13 protein-coding genes are annotated in these 15790 nt (G+C 69.0%); 5 read left to right on the forward strand and 8 right to left on the reverse strand.

What is annotated here, in order from left to right:
- Window positions 1–23 precede the first annotated feature (23 nt).
- Entirely contained in the window at window positions 24–233 is a 210-nt protein-coding gene (locus PV679_RS19410; protein ID WP_319681571.1) for an MbtH family protein, read from the forward strand.
- Between the two features lie 75 nt (window positions 234–308).
- On the opposite strand, the gene PV679_RS19415 is transcribed toward PV679_RS19410, so the two are convergent.
- The 6 genes from PV679_RS19415 to PV679_RS19440 form a co-directional block, all read right to left on the reverse strand.
- On the reverse strand, window positions 309–1370 hold the full coding sequence (locus PV679_RS19415; protein ID WP_319681572.1) for an iron-siderophore ABC transporter substrate-binding protein: 1062 nt from the start codon (window positions 1368–1370) through the stop codon (window positions 309–311).
- Between the two features lie 69 nt (window positions 1371–1439).
- Window positions 1440–3218 carry an ABC transporter ATP-binding protein gene (locus PV679_RS19420; protein WP_319681573.1) on the reverse strand — a complete coding sequence of 593 codons (1779 nt, stop codon included), beginning with the start codon at window positions 3216–3218 and terminating at the stop codon, window positions 1440–1442.
- Window positions 3215–4909 (reverse strand): ABC transporter ATP-binding protein, encoded by a 1695-nt coding sequence (locus PV679_RS19425; RefSeq protein WP_319681574.1) that lies wholly within the window; start codon window positions 4907–4909, stop codon window positions 3215–3217. The genes PV679_RS19420 and PV679_RS19425 overlap by 4 nt, the downstream gene beginning before the upstream one ends.
- Before the next feature lie 262 nt (window positions 4910–5171).
- Window positions 5172–7661 carry a PQQ-dependent sugar dehydrogenase gene (locus tag PV679_RS19430; protein ID WP_319681575.1) on the reverse strand — a complete coding sequence of 830 codons (2490 nt, stop codon included), beginning with the start codon at window positions 7659–7661 and terminating at the stop codon, window positions 5172–5174.
- 187 nt (window positions 7662–7848) lie between these two features.
- Window positions 7849–9567, reverse strand: a complete 1719-nt coding sequence (locus PV679_RS19435) for a ThuA domain-containing protein (protein ID WP_416069751.1) — start codon at window positions 9565–9567, stop codon at window positions 7849–7851.
- A gap of 352 nt (window positions 9568–9919) precedes the next feature.
- Entirely contained in the window at window positions 9920–10357 is a 438-nt protein-coding gene (locus PV679_RS19440; RefSeq protein ID WP_319681576.1) for a response regulator, read from the reverse strand.
- 233 nt (window positions 10358–10590) lie between these two features.
- On the opposite strand from PV679_RS19440, the gene PV679_RS19445 reads away from it, so the two are divergent.
- The 3 genes from PV679_RS19445 (at window position 10591) to PV679_RS19455 (ending at window position 13593) form a co-directional block, all read left to right on the forward strand.
- The gene (locus tag PV679_RS19445) at window positions 10591–12177 is read left to right on the forward strand and encodes a sensor histidine kinase (RefSeq protein ID WP_319681577.1); all 1587 of its coding nucleotides are present in this window, start codon (window positions 10591–10593) and stop codon (window positions 12175–12177) included.
- Between the two features lie 110 nt (window positions 12178–12287).
- On the forward strand, window positions 12288–12737 hold the full coding sequence (locus tag PV679_RS19450; RefSeq protein ID WP_319681578.1) for a GNAT family N-acetyltransferase: 450 nt from the start codon (window positions 12288–12290) through the stop codon (window positions 12735–12737).
- A 28-nt stretch (window positions 12738–12765) separates the two neighbouring features.
- Window positions 12766–13593 (forward strand): helix-turn-helix transcriptional regulator, encoded by an 828-nt coding sequence (locus PV679_RS19455; RefSeq protein WP_319681579.1) that lies wholly within the window; start codon window positions 12766–12768, stop codon window positions 13591–13593.
- Between the two features lie 38 nt (window positions 13594–13631).
- Here the strand turns inward: PV679_RS19455 and PV679_RS19460 are convergent, their stop codons facing one another.
- Both PV679_RS19460 and PV679_RS19465 read right to left on the reverse strand, forming a co-directional pair.
- On the reverse strand, window positions 13632–14789 hold the full coding sequence (locus PV679_RS19460; protein ID WP_319681580.1) for an L-dopachrome tautomerase-related protein: 1158 nt from the start codon (window positions 14787–14789) through the stop codon (window positions 13632–13634).
- 312 nt (window positions 14790–15101) lie between these two features.
- Window positions 15102–15281, reverse strand: coding sequence for a hypothetical protein (locus PV679_RS19465; RefSeq protein ID WP_319681581.1), 180 nt, complete (start codon window positions 15279–15281; stop codon window positions 15102–15104).
- A gap of 273 nt (window positions 15282–15554) precedes the next feature.
- Between PV679_RS19465 and PV679_RS19470 the strand changes: the two genes are divergently transcribed.
- Complete coding sequence (locus PV679_RS19470) at window positions 15555–15695, forward strand: hypothetical protein (RefSeq protein ID WP_319681582.1); 141 nt, start codon at window positions 15555–15557, stop codon at window positions 15693–15695.
- The last annotated feature ends 95 nt before the right edge of the window (window positions 15696–15790 follow it).

Raw genomic sequence — 15790 nt, forward strand, 5'->3', positions numbered from 1 at the left:
TCCGTACAGGAGGAGAACGCACGATGAGCAATCCGTTCGAAGACCCCGAAGGCGTCTACTCGGTGCTGGTCAACGACGAGGGCCAGCACAGCCTGTGGCCCGGCTTCGCCGAGGTGCCGGCGGGCTGGGACGTCGCGCACGGCCCAGGCGACCGGCAGTCCTGCCTGGACTACATAGAGACCAACTGGACCGACATGCGGCCGAAGAGCCTGGTGGAGTCCATGGGCGAGTAGTGCCTGACGCATGGATGGGGGCGGGGCCGCGAGTCATGACTCGCGGCCCCGCCCCCATCCGTCTGTCCCGGCGGGTCAGCCGGCGGGCTGCTCGACCTTGGTGGCCGTCTTGCCGTCCACGGCGGCCGTGAGCTGCGGCACCAGCCGGTCGATCACATACGGCAGGCTGAGGACGGAGACGAACGATGTGGCGTTGCCGTAGTCGCCGCTCTCCTCGATGAAGACCTCACGGCCGTTCTTCACCACGCCCAGGTCCGCGTAGGACGGGTCCTTGTACAGCTTCGCGGGATCCTTGGCGGGATCGCCGACGATCCAGACGACGGCGTCCTGGTCGAGCAGATCGGTCCGCTCCTTGCTGATGTTGGCGCCGAACTTGTCGCCGATCGCCGTGTCCAGTCCGGCCGGCAGCTTGAAACCGAGGTCGGTCAGGATCCGCGAACGGGCGTCCTGGCTGCCGTAGACGAACGTGCCCTCGTACGGAGTGGCCATCACCGCGGTGGAGTTCTTGAACTCCGGGTGCGCGGTGTCCGCCGCGGCGAACTTCGCCTCGACGTCCTTGATGAGCTTCTCCGCCTGGTCGCCCTTGTTGAGCGCGGTGCCGACCGACTTCGTCAGCTCCTGCCACGGGATGCCGTAGTCGTTGTACTCCTTGGGCTGGGCGACGACCGGAGCGAACTTCGACAGGGTCTCGTACTGCTCCTTCGTCAGCCCGGAGTACAAGGCCAGTATCAGATCGGGCTTGAGCGCGGCGATCTTCTCCACCTGCGGGCCCGTGCCGGTGTCCTTGAGCACGGTCGGCACGGCGCCGCCGCCCAGCTTGCTCTTGGCCCAGGGGCCGATGGCGCCGGGATAGCCGCCGAGCCACTCGGTGGTGCCGACCGGGACCTTGCCGAGCGCCAGTACGGCGTCCTGGTCGGTCAGGCCGACCGTGACGATCCGCTTGGGCTCGGACGGGATCGTGGTGGTGCCGAACTTGTGCGGAATCGTGACCGGGTAGGCGGTGTCACCGGCCGCGTCCTTCGCGGTCGCGGCCGGTTCCGGGGCTGAGTCACCTCCGCAGGCGGTGAGGGTGCCGAAGAGCAGCAGGACGGAGGCGAGCGCGGCGGCGAGCCGGGGGCCGGTGAGAGGGCGGGACATCCGGAGTTCCTTCGGGGTCGGGTTTTCTGTTACGGCGGGTTCCTGTGACAGCGAACGGAGTGAGGACTGCTACAAGCCGGTGTCGCGGGTGTCCGACCACGCCTCCCACAGGGAGGCGTAACGTCCGCCGGCTGACCGGAGTTCGTCGTGTGTGCCGGTTTCGACGATGCGCCCGGCCGCCATGACGACGATCCGGTCGGCGCTCGCCGCCTGGGTCAGGCGATGGGCGACGATCAGTGCGGTACGGCCGTCCACGGCGCGGCCGGCGGCCTTCTCCAGGACGCGCGCGCCGGCGCTTCCCGCCTCGGCGGTCGCCTCGTCGAGGACGGCGACGGGCGGATCGGCGAGGATCAGCCGGGCGAGCGCGAGCTGCTGGGTCTGGGCACTGCTGAGCCTGTGCCCGCCGTCGCCGACCACGGTGGCCAGCCCGTCGGGCAGCGCCTGCGCCCAGGACAGCGCGTCGACCTTCTCCAGGGCGTCACGGAGATCGTTCTCCGTCGCGTCGGGCCGGGCCAGCCGCAGATCGTCGGCGAGCGGTCCGGCGAAGACATGGACCTCCTGGGTGATCAGCGCGACCGTCCGGCGGACCTCGGCCCGGCCGAGGTCGTTCAGGTCCGCACCGCCGAGCCGGACGGTTCCCGCGGTGGGCCGGTGGATGCCCGCGACCAGCTTGGCCAGGGTCGTCTTGCCCGCGCCGCTCGCTCCGACCAGGGCCACTCGTTCGCCCGGACGAAGCGTCAGACCGACCTCGTGGAGGACGGAGTGACCGGCCCGGTAGGCGTGGCCGACGCCGGTCACCGTGACGGACGCGTCGCGTGGGACGGCGGGCCGCTCCGGCTGTCCGGGGAGCGGCAGGTCGGCCACGCCGACCAGACGGGCGAGACCGGCCGTGGCCGACTGGGCGTCGTCGAGGAGCACCAGCGCGGCGTTGACCGGAGTGAACAGGCTGTGGAAGTACAGCGCCGCGGCCGTCGCCGTACCGATGGACACCGCTCCGCCGCGCACCAGCAGAAAACCGGTGACCAGGACCGCGGTGAGACCGGCGAACTCGGCGATGTGCAGCCTGCTGTAGAAGCGGAGCACCAGCCCCACTCCGCGCATCGTCACATCGACCGCGGACCACGACCGCTTCGTGACCCGCTCGGTGTGTTCCTTCTCCAGCCGCAGCGCGCGCACGGTGGAACCGCCGCCGATGGTGTCGAGCAGTTGCTGCTGCTGCGCGCCGACCGCGACGCGCTGCTCCGCGTAGAGCGGCATGGCGCGCCGTGTGTACCAGCGCGCGGTATGTATCTGGACGGGCGCGGCGATCAGCGCCGCGACCAGGAAGCGCCAGTCCAGTACGGCCAGCGCGCCCAGGGTCAGGACGATGGCGAGCAGTGAACGGGCCAGCTCCGGCAGCGCCTTGCGCACGGCCTCGGCGATCAGCGACACATCACCCGTGATCCGGGCCGTCAGATCGCCGGATCCGGCTCTCTCCACCTGCTCCAGGGGCAGGCCCAGCGCGCGTTCGACGAATCGCTCGCGCAACTGGGCCAGTACGGTCTCACCCAGCCGGGAGATCAGGGACAGGCCGAATCCGGTGGTGACGCCCTGCACGACGGCGACGGCCACCAGCAGCACCACGGGCAGTGTGATGGCGTCGGCCGGCCGCCGGGCGGCGGCCAGATCGACGATGCGTCCGAGCAGCGGCTGGGTGAGCAGACCGACGGTGGTGGCGGCGACCATCAGCGCGAAGCCGGAGAGCGCGAGGCGGCGGTGCGGGCGCAGGAGCTCACCCACCGCGCGCCGGGTGCGTGCCGGAGTGGCGGTCGGCAGCAGCTCCCGGCCCTGCTCGGTCCGGCCCGTCATGAGAGCACCGCCGCGCGGTAGTCCGCGTGGCGCCGGACGAGATCCGCGTGTACGGCCGTGTCGGCCACTCTGCCGCCTTCCACCAGTACCACTCGGTCGGTGACCGCCAGCAGGGCCGGGCTGGTGGTCACCATGATCGTTGTACGGTTCCGCCGGACGTCCCGGATCCCGGCGGCGATCGTGGCCTCGGTGACCGCGTCGACCGCGGTGGCCGGGTCATGCACCACCAGGACGGCCGGATCCGCGGCCAGGGCCCGGGCCAGCGCGACACGCTGGCGCTGGCCGCCGGAGAGGGAACCGCCGCGCGCGGTCACCTTCGTATCGCCGCCCAGCGGCAGCGTCCGCGCCACCTCGTCGGCGCCCGAGGCGGCCATCGCCGGCCCGATGCCGGCGGAATCGGACGCGGCGGCCGAGACATTGCCGATGAGACTGCCCTCGAACAGGTGCGCGTCGTGCTCGGCCACCAGGATCGCGGTACGGACGTCCGCGGGATCCAGCGTGGCCAGCGACACTCCGTCCAACTCGACCGAGCCGCCGAGCGGATCGCTCTGCCGGCCCAGGCAGCGCAGCAGCGCCGTCGCGTCCGCGGGGTCGATCGCGACCACTCCGATCACCTCACCGGGCGAGGCGTCGAGATCGACCTCGCGCAGTGTGCCGTAGGAGACGCCGCGCAGCCGAATGCGTCCCGCGACGGGACGCGGCAGTCCGCCGGTACCGGGAGATACGCCGGGCGGGGCCGCCAGGACATCGGCGATCCGGGCGGCGGAGGCACGCCCCTGCGCGAACTCGGAGTTGACCCAGGAGAATTCGGAGAGCGGACCGAGCAGGAACAACGCCAGTCCGACCGCCGAGACCAGCTCGCCCAGACTGATGTCGCCCCGTGCGGCCAGCCGCCCGCCGACGAGCGCGACGACGGCGATGAAGGCACCGGTGAGGGCGAGCACCATGCCGTTCTGTCCGGCCTCCGCACGCGCCGCGCGCAGTGTGGCGGTCAGTGAGTCGCGGCTGGTGCGCCGGTAGCGGGCCACGGCCGCCGACTCGGCGCCGATGCCCTTGAGCACCCGCAGCCCGGCCACCAGGTCGGAGGCGATGCCCGACGCGTGTGCGGCCCGCTCCTGCTCCGCCTCGCTGCGCCGCTCCAGCGGTTTGCTCAGAAGATGGCCCAGCCAGAGCAGCAGCGGCGTGCCCAGCAGGACGGTCATGCCGAGCGGCAGGGAGATCCGCAGCAGCAGTACGGCGCTGACGAGGAGGCCCGTAAGGGCCGAAAGCCCGGTCAGCAGAGCCATGTTCACGGCGCCGACGCGCCGGGCGTCCTCGGTCGCGATATTGGTCAGGGCGCCCGGGAGCCGTCCGTCGTCCGCACCGCCCGACGGATGCAGCACACGTCCGACCAGCTCGGCTCTCAGCCGGTGCCCGGCCACTTCGGCCGCGCGTTCTCCGGCCCGCGCGCCGAAACGGAAACTGAAGGACAGCCCGATGTAGACGACGCCCAGGACCGCGACCCACAGAAGGAGTTCGCCGCCGTCACTTCTGGCGACGGCCCGGTCGATCACCACGCCGATGAGTACCGGAACCAGCGCCTCACCGGCCTGGTGTCCCGCGCCCAGCGCCGAGCCGAGCGCGACATCGCGCCGCTGGCCCTTCACCGCGCCTCTCAGGACGTCCCGTCCCGACGGACCGCCAGTACCCATCGCACCCCTCCGGACCCGCGGCGCAGCAGCTTCGGACCGCTGACAACTTAGGTAAGGCTAGACTAAGTGTGAGCGCTTGGACCACCGGGGTGCGGGAGTGCGAATTCCTGGTACGACCGCCGGTCCTGGCGGAGTCGCGTCGGGCCGCTGTCCGACCGGACCGGGATCACAGTGCCGCTGAGCCGTCGTGGGTCCCGCTCGTGCCGTGTGAGCACGAGCGGGACCGGGACGCGCGGCCGGCGGTCGTCCTCCTCTTACGGCGTTACGGCGCGTCAGCCCGACGACCGGCGAGCGGACGGCTGATACCGGGGCCGGTGAAGGTGTAACTGTCCAGATCGAGGATGGCGCCGGAGCCGCCGGTGAAGACCACGTAGAGGTCGCGAGGCCGTTCGTCGGCGCCGGTGACAGGCACACTGATCTCCGCATACGTCTCCCAGCCGCCGGTGTTCGGCACGGTCACCCGAGCCACCACAGGACCGGTGACGGAGTCGTAGCGGAAGGTCGCGACATTGCCGGCCTTGTCCGAGGAGACCCGCGCCTTGAGCCCTGTCACGCCCTGGAGGCTCACCGGGTGGTAGCGGACCCATTCACCGTTCTGCACATCTCCCAGGCGCTTGCCGCCCTCGGCTCCCGAGGCCGTGATGATCTGCGGTCCGGAGAGCTGCGCGAAGTGCTCGGCCTGCCATCGCTTCGGCCACAGCGTCAGTTGCCGCTCGCCGGTCAGCGGCACCGAACCGGCGGCCCCTTTGTCGGTGTAGGTGGCGCGCACCACATAGAACTGCGTGGCGTCGAGTCCGGAGTGGATCGGTCCGGTGTTGAACGTCGTCGAGCAGCCGGTGCCTTCGGCGACCTCATGAGCGTGTTCCTGATGGCCCAGAGCGATCCGGACGATCACTTTCGAGCAGTCGATCGGACCGTCCTGCGGGTCGGTCGCGGAGGCGGTGACGGTGACATTCTCATTCCACTCGTAGGCGCCGCCGTCCGGTGGCGAGGAAATGGCCGGCGTGGGACGGTTGTTGCCGACCACCACGGGGACGGTGGTGGTGCCGGTCCGGCCGGTGCCGTCGCTGACGGTGAGTCTCGCCTGGAAGCTTCCGTTGGCGGGATAGGTGAAGACAGGGCTGGCGGCCGTGGAGTCGGTGCTGCCGTTGTCGGTGAAGTCCCAGGCGTAGCTGAGCGGATCGCCGTCCGGATCGCCGCTGCCGGCGCTGGAGAACGTCACGGCGAGCGGGGCGAGGCCGTTGTCCTTGTTCGCCGACGCCTTGGCGAGCGGAGACCGGCCGCCCTGGACGTAGTTGATTTTGTAGAGGCCGGCGTCCTCGGCGCCAGAGAAATAGCCGCTGCCGTATTCGAGGAGATACAGCGAGCCGTCCGGGCCGAATTCGGAGTCGATCGGGTGGACGAAGCGCATTCCGTCCAGTACCGGCTCGATGGCGGTCGGCGTGCCGGTGGCCGGATTGCCGTTGTTGAACTGCACTTCCTTGATCCAGTTCCGGCAGTACTCGGAGATCAGCAGCTTGTTGTCGTAGTACTGAGGCCATTTGACGTCGGAGGCGAGGTTCGCGTCGTAGTGGTAGACCTCCGTGTGATTGGGCGAACCGCAGCCTCCCGGACTGTCGAGCTGCGGCCACTCCTTGCTGCCGCCGTGCTGCTCCCATACCAACGCCGGTTTGGCGGGCGGTAGCTGCTGGACGCCGGTATTGCGCGGTGAGTTGTTGACCGGCCCGGTCGTGCCACCGCAGGGGAACCAGCCGCGCGGTCCGTTGGCCGCGAAGTCCCAGTCGTTGTAGCTCACATTGGGCCCGCCGCAGTACGGCCAGCCGTAGTTGCCCGGACCGGTGGCGCGGTTGAACTCGTCATACGCCGCCGGGCCGCGGTTGGCGACGGTCGCTCCGGCGTCGGGACCCACTTCGCCCCAGTACAGTGTGTTGCCGGCCTTCTTGTCGACCCAGACGCGGTAGGGATTGCGCACGCCCATGACATAGACCTCCGGGCGCGTCCGCGCGGTGCCCCTCGGGAAGAGGTTGCCGTCAGGGACGGTGTACGTCCCGTTGTCCTCGGGATGGATCCGGTTGATCTTTCCGCGCAGGTCGTTCGGATTGCCCGAGGTGCGCTGCGCGTCGTACTGCGGGCTGCGTTCCGGCCGTTCGTCGATCGGGGCCATGCCCGCCGAGTCACCTCCGGAGTTGGTGTTGTCGCCCACCGCGAAGTAGAGATTTCCCGCGCTGTCCCAGGACATGGATCCGGCGGAGTGGCAGCACAGCTCCCGCTCGGTCGGCCACTCGATGATCATGTCCTCACTGGCGGGCGAGATCGTGTTGGTGGTGCGGTCGAAGGTGAACCGGGAGATCCGGTTGACCAGTGGAGTCACCTTCGGAGAGTAGAACAGCATGACCCAGCCGGTGGTGGCGAACCGAGGATGGAGGCTGATGCCGATCAAGCCGTCCTCGAACCGGGCGTCCAGCGGCAGGGTGAGCGCGACCGTCGTCGACTGAGTGGCCGGGTCGTAGACGCGGACCTGGCCGCCCGAGGCGGTGGTACCACGGTTGATGTACAGCACCTTCTGGTCCGGCAGTACGGCGAGCTCGATCGGCTCTCCCATCGGCAGTCCGCTGTCGAGCTTGACCTTCTCGAATCCGCCCGTCGGCGGCGGCGCGGCGACGGCCCGCGGCGCGGCGGCGGCGGTGCCGGGCGCGAGCAGCAGGGCGGACAGGGTGAACAGTGCGGCGAACAACGAAACGGCGCGCGACAACACGGCACCTCCAAGGGCCGATCGCGGGTGGGGGACGTCCTGATGACCTGGTGAGCGGAGGCCACCGGCATTCGGCCCGACGCTCACCTGCCCATGCGGACGGGTCGATCGATGACTCGGTTTTGAGCACGGTGTCCGCGCCGCGGTGCCGGGAGAGCCACCGGGCGCGTGTGCGGTCGGTGTGTTGTCAGCTTCCGAGCACGGCGAGATCCCACAGCGAGTAGCCCCATGGGGTGGCTCTCTCGGTGCCCTGGACTCGTACATGGCGAGCGGTGCCGCTCACGGCGATGTCGTCGAGACCTCCGTCGCCCGCCGTGGTGGTGTTGACGGTGCGCCAGGTCACGTTGTCCGACGAGGTCTGGACCGTGTACGCCTTGGCGTAGGCGGCCTCCCAGGTCAGCCGGACGCGCTGGAGCGTATGGACGGCGCCGAGGTCGACGGTGATCGACTGCGGGTCGGTGTAGGCGCTGCCCCAGCGCGTGGCGGGATCGCCGTCGACGGCGTTGGCGCCCACGTGTGAACTGCCGGGCTCGACGCTGGAGACCGAGACCGGACGGTTCCTCGCCAGGTCGGTGGCCTGTTCCGTGTCCTGTTTGATCCTGATGTCGCGGTAGCTGATGTCGTTTCCGGCGCCGTCGTTCTGTACGCCGAGGTATCCGGTCGCGATGTCACGGGTGCTGGTGTAATCGTTGATCTTCACGCCGTTCAGATAGATCTCCACATGGCGGCCACGCACCGAGATCTCGTAGCTGTTCCAGGTCCCGGGCGGGTTGAGCGCCGCGGTCCGCGCTGCCGTGTCCGGAGCCCGGAAGCTGTACACACTGCCCGTCGTACGGGTCGGATCGGCGTCGGTCGCGTCGATCTGAATCTCGTGGCCGAGATCGACCGGCCTCCAGGGATCGCCCTGGGGATCGGGGAAGCCGATGAACACACCGCCGTTGTCGTCGCCCGGCATCATCCAGTCGGCCTTCAGCGAATAGTCGCTGAACGGCGTCACCGGGTACCAGAGCAGTCCCATGCCGCCGACCGAGGTGAGGGTGCCGTCGGCGAGCGTGAATCCGCCGGGGCCCGCCTGCCGCCACCGGTCAAGACTGGCCTGGGTGCCGTCGAACAAGCGGGTGTATCCGTTCTCCGGGCGGCAGTCCGTGGCCCGTGCGCCGGCGGCGATCTGGATGCCTCCGAGCAGCATGGTGGTGAAGGCCGGGTCGGCGTACGACTCCTCGGTGTGGCCAAGTCCGGTGTACCAAGAACGTCCGCCGCGGTAGTTCTGGCACCAGGTGATCGGATGATCGCCCATGCTGCCGCCGGTGTACGTCGACTCGTCGAGGCTCGCGAGCACCTTCACCGCCGAGCGTGGATTGGTGCGGTAGTCGTACCACTCGTCACTCCGGGTCCAGCGTTGCGGAAGATGGCCGGTGGAGGCCGAGGAACGGTCCTCGATCTCGACGGTGGCCTGCTGGGTCGCCGGATGCGAGGCGAAGTACGCGCCGACGAGACCGCCGTACCAGGGCCAGTCGTACTCGGTGTCGGCGGCGGCGTGGACGCCGACATAGCCGCCGCCCGCGCCGACATACGTTTCGAAGGCGGTCTGCTGCGCGGCGTTCAGGACGTCACCAGTGGTCGAGAGCCAGATCACCGCCTGGTATTGCGCCAGGTTGGCGGTGGTGAACGCGCCGGCGTCCTCGGTGGCGGTGACGGAGAAACCATGGGCCGCGCCGAGGCGCCGCACGGCGGCGATCCCGGCGGGAATCGCCGAGTGCCTGAATTCGGCGGTCTTGGAGAACACCAGGACCTCGGAGAGCGGCGCGGCGGCGGAAGCCTCGGCGGCCCGGGGCGACTGCGCCACGGCGACCAGGGACAGGACAGACAGGAGGAGCGCGATCGCGGTGCGGGACACAAGGCGCACTTTCCAGTCCTCTCTCGGAGCGCCCGGAGGCGCCGACTGAGGTACGAGTACAGAGCGGAACGAGGCCGCGCGGATCACGGGACGGTGATTTCTGACGAGAGGGCGGCCACTGCGTCAGACGTAGTGAACATCGGAGGTTTTGGAGGGTCAAGAGGCGGCGCTGTACTAGCGAATGATTGTTTTCGCCATGACAAAAACAAGTGGCGTAACGAGATCGGGTGAACCTCGGTCAAGGGAAGGTTCCTCGATCGCCGGAATGGGTCACCGGAATATTCCGCCCGGCGATGGCACCGCTCCCGCCCGCTCAGGCGGACGGGAGCCGTCCGGCGCTTTTCGGCCGCACCGGGAAAGCTCAGGCGCGCGGCGGTTTCGCGGCGGTGTCGAGGAAGAAGGTGTCGATGCCCTGGACCGCGCTGATGAATTCGTCGAGGTTGACGGGCTTGGTGACATAGGCGTTGGCGTGCTGGCGGTACGCGTCCTGGATGTCGTCGGGAGCGGCCGAAGTGGTCAGCACCACGACGGGAATGGAGCCGAGAGCCGGGTCGTCCTTGAGGACGGCGAGCAGTTCCCGGCCGTTCATCCGTGGCATGTTCAGATCGAGGACGATCAGGTCGGGACGTTCGTTGGCGGCGTCGCGCAGGTATTCCAGGGCGGCGATTCCGTCGGTCGCCTGAGCGATCGTGCGGGCCATGCCGCGTTCGACCAGAGCGTCCTTGATGAGTAGCGCGTCGGCGGGATCGTCCTCGACAAGGAAGATCCGGTAGGGGCGGTCGGCGGCGAAGGCGTTCACGGTGGAGCTCCTGCGTTCGGGGGAGTCGAGGGGGCGTGAAAGGTGGGGGAGAGCCTGTCATGGCCGGCGCTGACGGCCGTCTTGCCGGTCCGTGCCCCCTGCGACGCGGCGAGCGTGCGTGCCAGGCGTCGCGTGCCAGGCGGGACACTACCCCCGACAACAGTTGTTGTCGTGCGCCGGTACGCTGTCCCGGCCCGGATAGCTGCCGGGCACGGTCAGAAGGAGAGCACGCCGTGGACACCGTGGGCCAGGACGACTCCGAACGGCGCGGAACCACTCCGCGTCCGATGCCATCGGGATGGACGACCCGGCGCTGGCTGGGCATCGGTACCGCCGGCGCGCTGACCATGCTGCTCGGACTCGTCCTGTGCGGGGCATGGATCTTCGCGCGCTCCACGGCGATCAACACCCGGCTCGTCGACCACTCCACTCCCGCGCTCATCGCCTCGGTACGCCTCGAAAGCGCCCTGGTCAATCAGGAGACCGGAATCCGCGGCTATGGAATAACCGGCCGTCCCGAGTTCCTCACTCCCTACCGCGAAGGTCTGGCGCAGCAGAAGGCCGCGGTGCGACAGCTACGAACCCTCGGCCGCGCCGACACCACCGCGCGACGGGATCTCGACCAGGTGCAGAGCCGGGCCGCGCGCTGGCAGTCCCGTATCGCACAGCCTGTCGCCGGCTCCGCCGATCCCATTCCGCTGGCGCAAGACCGGGCCGAGGAGGGGAAAGGGACCTTCGACGCCGTCCGTGACGCGATGGCCGTGCAGCAAAGGCATCTGCAGGCAGAGCGTGACCAGGCGCGAGGCGACCTGCAGGACGCGCGGGCCCTGCGCAACTGGACGTTCACCGCGATCGCCCTGGTCATTCTCGCCTTGACGGCTCTGATCTTCGTCGCTCTGCGCAGAGGTGTGACAACACATCTGGAACGGCTGTCGGCGGACGCCCGGCGAGTCGCCAAGGGCGATTTCAACCATGTGGTGTCCGGTTCGGGGCCGGCGGATCTGAGACTGCTCGCGGCGGATGTCGACGCCATGCGCGCCGGACTCGCGGCCGAACTGGCCTTCCGCGACACGGCACAGGCGAGTCTCGCCGCTCAGGCCGCCGATCTGCGCCGCTCGAACTCCGAACTGGAACAGTTCGCGTATGTCGCCTCCCACGATCTGCAGGAACCGCTGCGCAAGGTCGCCAGTTTCTGCCAGTTGCTGGAGCGCCGGTACAGCGACCGGCTCGACGACCGGGCCCGGCAGTACATCGCCTTCGCGGTGGACGGTGCCAACCGGATGCAGGGGCTCATCAACGATCTGCTCGCCTTCTCCCGCGTCGGACGGCTGCTGACCGACCATGTCGCGGTCGACCTTGACGAACTCTTCAAGGGCACCCTCGACTCGCTCGGCATGGCCATCGAGGAGTCCGATGCCGTCGTCACTCATGACAAGCTGCCCATACTTGAGGGCGAGCGGACCCAACTCGGCATGCTTCTGCAGAACTTGATCACCAATGCGATCAAGTTCCGCTCTCCGGACCGCCTGCCCAGCGTCCATCTCAGCGCGCGGCGGGCCGACGGAGCATGGGAGTTCGCCGTCACGGACAACGGCATCGGTATCGAAGCGGAGTTCGCGGAGCGGGTCTTCGTGGTCTTCCAGCGGCTCCACACACGCGAGGAATACCCGGGAAACGGGATTGGACTGGCGCTGTGCAGAAAGATCGTCGAATACCACGGCGGCACGATCACGATCGACCCCAGCCACAGCCCCGGCACGCGCGTCGTCTTCACGCTGCTGGACCACCACGAGAGTGCTGCCGCTCAGGTGTCTCAGTGAGGTGAGACCGGACCGCTCGCCGGGACCGGCCAACGCGCCCGGACGTTGACGGCAGAGCTCCGGTCGGCTGGTTTACCTGTCTGTAACACGCGCTCAGCACAATCCGCGACATGAAGATCGAGCAGGTTCCCTGGGACGACTCGGACGCCGTCGCACTGCGCACGCTGCAACGGGCCGAGATCGCCCTGAGGTACGGGACGCCGGACAGCGAACCCGGGGTCGCGCCATCGGCAGCGGATATCGCCGTTTTCTTCGTGGCTCACGAGGACGACGGCTCGGCTGTCGGATGTGGAGGACTGCGCGACCTCGGCGGCGGAGTCGGTGAGGTCAAGCGCATGTATGTGACGCCGGCTTTCCGCGGCTCGGGTATCGCGCTCCGGATCCTCCGGGCGCTGGAGGACTGGGCACGCGGACAAGAGTGGACAAGCCTGCGACTGGAGACGGGCGACGCTCAGCCCGACGCCGTCCGCTTCTACACACGCTCCGGCTACGAACCGATCCCGGCCTTCGGCGCGTACGCCGACTCGGCGCGTTCCTTCTGCTTCGAGCGGCTGCTTTAGCGTTCCGATCACGTATTACCCTGGCGAAATGGGTCAAGGAACACCTCTGGGTGAATTCCTGCGGGCACGCCGTGCCGGCGTGTCGCCGCTGGAGGCGGGCATACCGGAGTACACGCGACGGCGGGTGAAGGGCCTGCGGCGCGAGGAGGTCTCGATGCTGGCCGGAGTCAGCGGCGACTACTACGTCCGGCTGGAGCAGGGACGTGAGTCCCGTCCCTCGCGGCAGGTGCTCGACGCGGTCGCGCACGCTCTGCGCCTGGACGAGGAGGCCACCGCGCACCTGCACCGTCTCGCCGCCGCACCCACCGCGCGCCGCCGCTTCCCGTCGGACAACACCGAGGTGGGCGACCGGTTGCTGCGGCTGCTGGACGGCTGGCGGGAGCAGCCCGCCTTCGTCCTCGGTCCCGACCTCGACATCCTGGCCTGCAATCCCATGGCCACCGTCCTGCACCAGGGCTTTACCGTCGACGACAATCTGGCGCGTATGGTCTTCGCCGACCCGGCCGGACGCGACTTCTACCGCGACTGGGACCGCTCGGCGCGGGCCGCAGTCGCCGAGCTCCGCGCCGCCTACGGCCACGACCCGGCGCGGGCCCGCCTCGCCGAGCTGGTGGCGGAGCTGTCCGCGCTCAGTCCGCGCTTCGCCGAGCTGTGGGCGAGCCACGAGGTGAGGGGAAAGACAGGCGACCGCAAGCGGCTGCTCCACCCCGAGGTGGGCGAGCTGGAGATCGACTTCCTGTCGTTCACCGTCAACGGCGCACCGGGTCAGCAGTTGGTCGTCTACCAGGCCGAACCGGCCACTCCGACGGCCGCCGCCTTCGAGCGGCTGCTCGCCCGGGCCGCGGCCCTGGTGTAACGGCACCGGCGGACGGCGCTGCCGAGGCGCGGCTCACTTCAGCGTCGGGCGGGGCCGCTGTCGATGCGCAGGCGGTACAGCATGTAGGGCTTGCGCCGGAGATCGACACCGCCGTGGTAGACCGCTTGGCGGTTGAGCTGGTTGGCCATCACGTAGAGGTAGTGGTCGTAGCCGACCGACAGAGTGTCCGGCCAGATCAGACGGTCGTCGTGGACGAGGACGCGGAACTGTCCGTCGGTCTCACGGCGGACGAGAGAATTCCGCTCGATGTCTCCGCCGTACACACGACCCGCGCTGTCGGTTTCCAGACCGTCGGACATCCCTTTCGTCCCGAGGTTACGGATGGTCGACGCGACCTGCGCGTCGGTCCGGCGGAAGTCGGTGAGCGCGTCTGTGCTGACGGCGTACAGGGTCCGGCTGGACAGCGGGCAGTAGTACAGCCACTTTCCGTCGGGACTCAGAGCGATACCGTCGGCCCCGACGTTGAGAGGGCTGGTGGGTCCGTTCGCCGGCCGGTTGAGCAGCGGCTGGCCCTCGACCGTGGGGACGAAGTTGGGCACGGGGAGTGTGGACGGGTCGTTGTTCAGCCGGCGCCGGGATTCACCGGTGGCGAGGTCGACCACGACGAGACCGTTCGGACCGTCCGTTGACGCGTCCGTGAGGTACGCGGTGCCGGCCTTCCCTCGGGTGAGGTCGAAGCGGACGTCGTTGATGAAGCTGAGCGGCCCGGCCACCTGGGCCGGCAGCACGATGGTACGGATGACCTTGTTGGTCCGCAGGTCCACCGCGACCAGTTTGGGACCACCGGCCGGAGCGTCGGCCCATTCGACACGTCCTGTGTCGACGACCCACAGCCGGTCGGCGGCGTCGACGACGACGCTCTGGACGCCAAGGAAGTGACCGACGGGATCGCTGCTGTCCGCGACGTTGATTTCGCGGTTCGGATAGGCGACGGGCTTGCCGTCGCGGATCTCGGCCACCGAGTAGCGGACCTTGTCTCCCCAGTGCGGGAAGTTGACGAAGATCCTGCCGGTACGGGAGATGGTCACGCCCGTCGGCATGGCACCGTCGAAGGCGGCGACGGACTCCAGCCGCTCTGGGGCCACGCCACCGGAGGCCGCCGAGACGGCCTTGGACGTGGACGCGTCGAGGGTGGAGCCGGACAGCAACAGGGCCAGGGCCACAGGGGCGGCCACTGTTGTGAGGGTGTGGCGTCGCAGAAGCATGTCTCCGCCATTCCGTCGAGGAGGCGACCAGGATGCTGTTTTCCCGCGCAGCGTTGTGCGGTGCCGGTCTTCTGTCCTCCTGTGGCATGTCGGCCGAGAGCCATTTGACGAGGGCCATATGAGGAGTGCGGCCGGAAAATCGGGCCCGGCACCGATCCGGCCGGACGTCAGAAACTCTTCGGGACTCGTCCCGCCCGGCGACTTGCTCTGACGATAAGACACCGGCATCTCGACGGCAAACGGTCCGCCACCAACGGAGAACGACTGCTGCTGAGGCAGCGCCTACACGTGCGCCACACCAGTTACGGGGTCGCGTGAGACGGTCATCCGGCACATCCGCTCGTACGACTTCGTGTTCTCCTCGGAGCAGCCGTCCGGGGCCTGGTCGCCGTTCGGCGCTCGGTTCGGAACGAGCACGCGAAGGTGCACCGGCCGCTCGTCGGCCCCGTCGTGCTCGGCCACCTAGCGCGCGTACGCCGGTCGGTCCGCCGTCCCGGCCCGCGGCGGGCCGGAGGGCAGAGCGGCCGCTGAGCCACCGCGTCCGGTTCCGCGCCGATGCCGCTGATCGCCGGATATGTGGCCAAGCGTGGGCTGTTGGGATCAGGCGGCCCGCCGAGGCGACAAAAAAAGTTTGTGGCGGATGTCATCCGAGGCGGTGGTGACCGGAGTTTGAAGAGGTAGAGAGGCGCCGTCCGCACCGTTCGATCTCAAAAGCCCGCAAGGAGCTGTCCGCTCATGACACGGATCAGGAACGGCATGGCCGTCGCGACGGTCACGGCGGTGCCGATCGAGGCGTACGCGCCGGCCTCGGCCGATGGTCGACTCGGCGGGCAAGGCCCTGGCCGTGCTCGGCGACTGACCGAACCGGGCAACTAGCTTGATCTTTAACCTCGGGGTCCGAACGGCTCGTCGTACTTGATCACTCGGACTGGTAACTGCGGTACATGCGGGCGGCCTTCGGCTGAGCATGT

The organism is Streptomyces sp. AK02-01A (assembly GCF_033795305.1).
Lineage (GTDB): Bacteria > Actinomycetota > Actinomycetes > Streptomycetales > Streptomycetaceae > Streptomyces.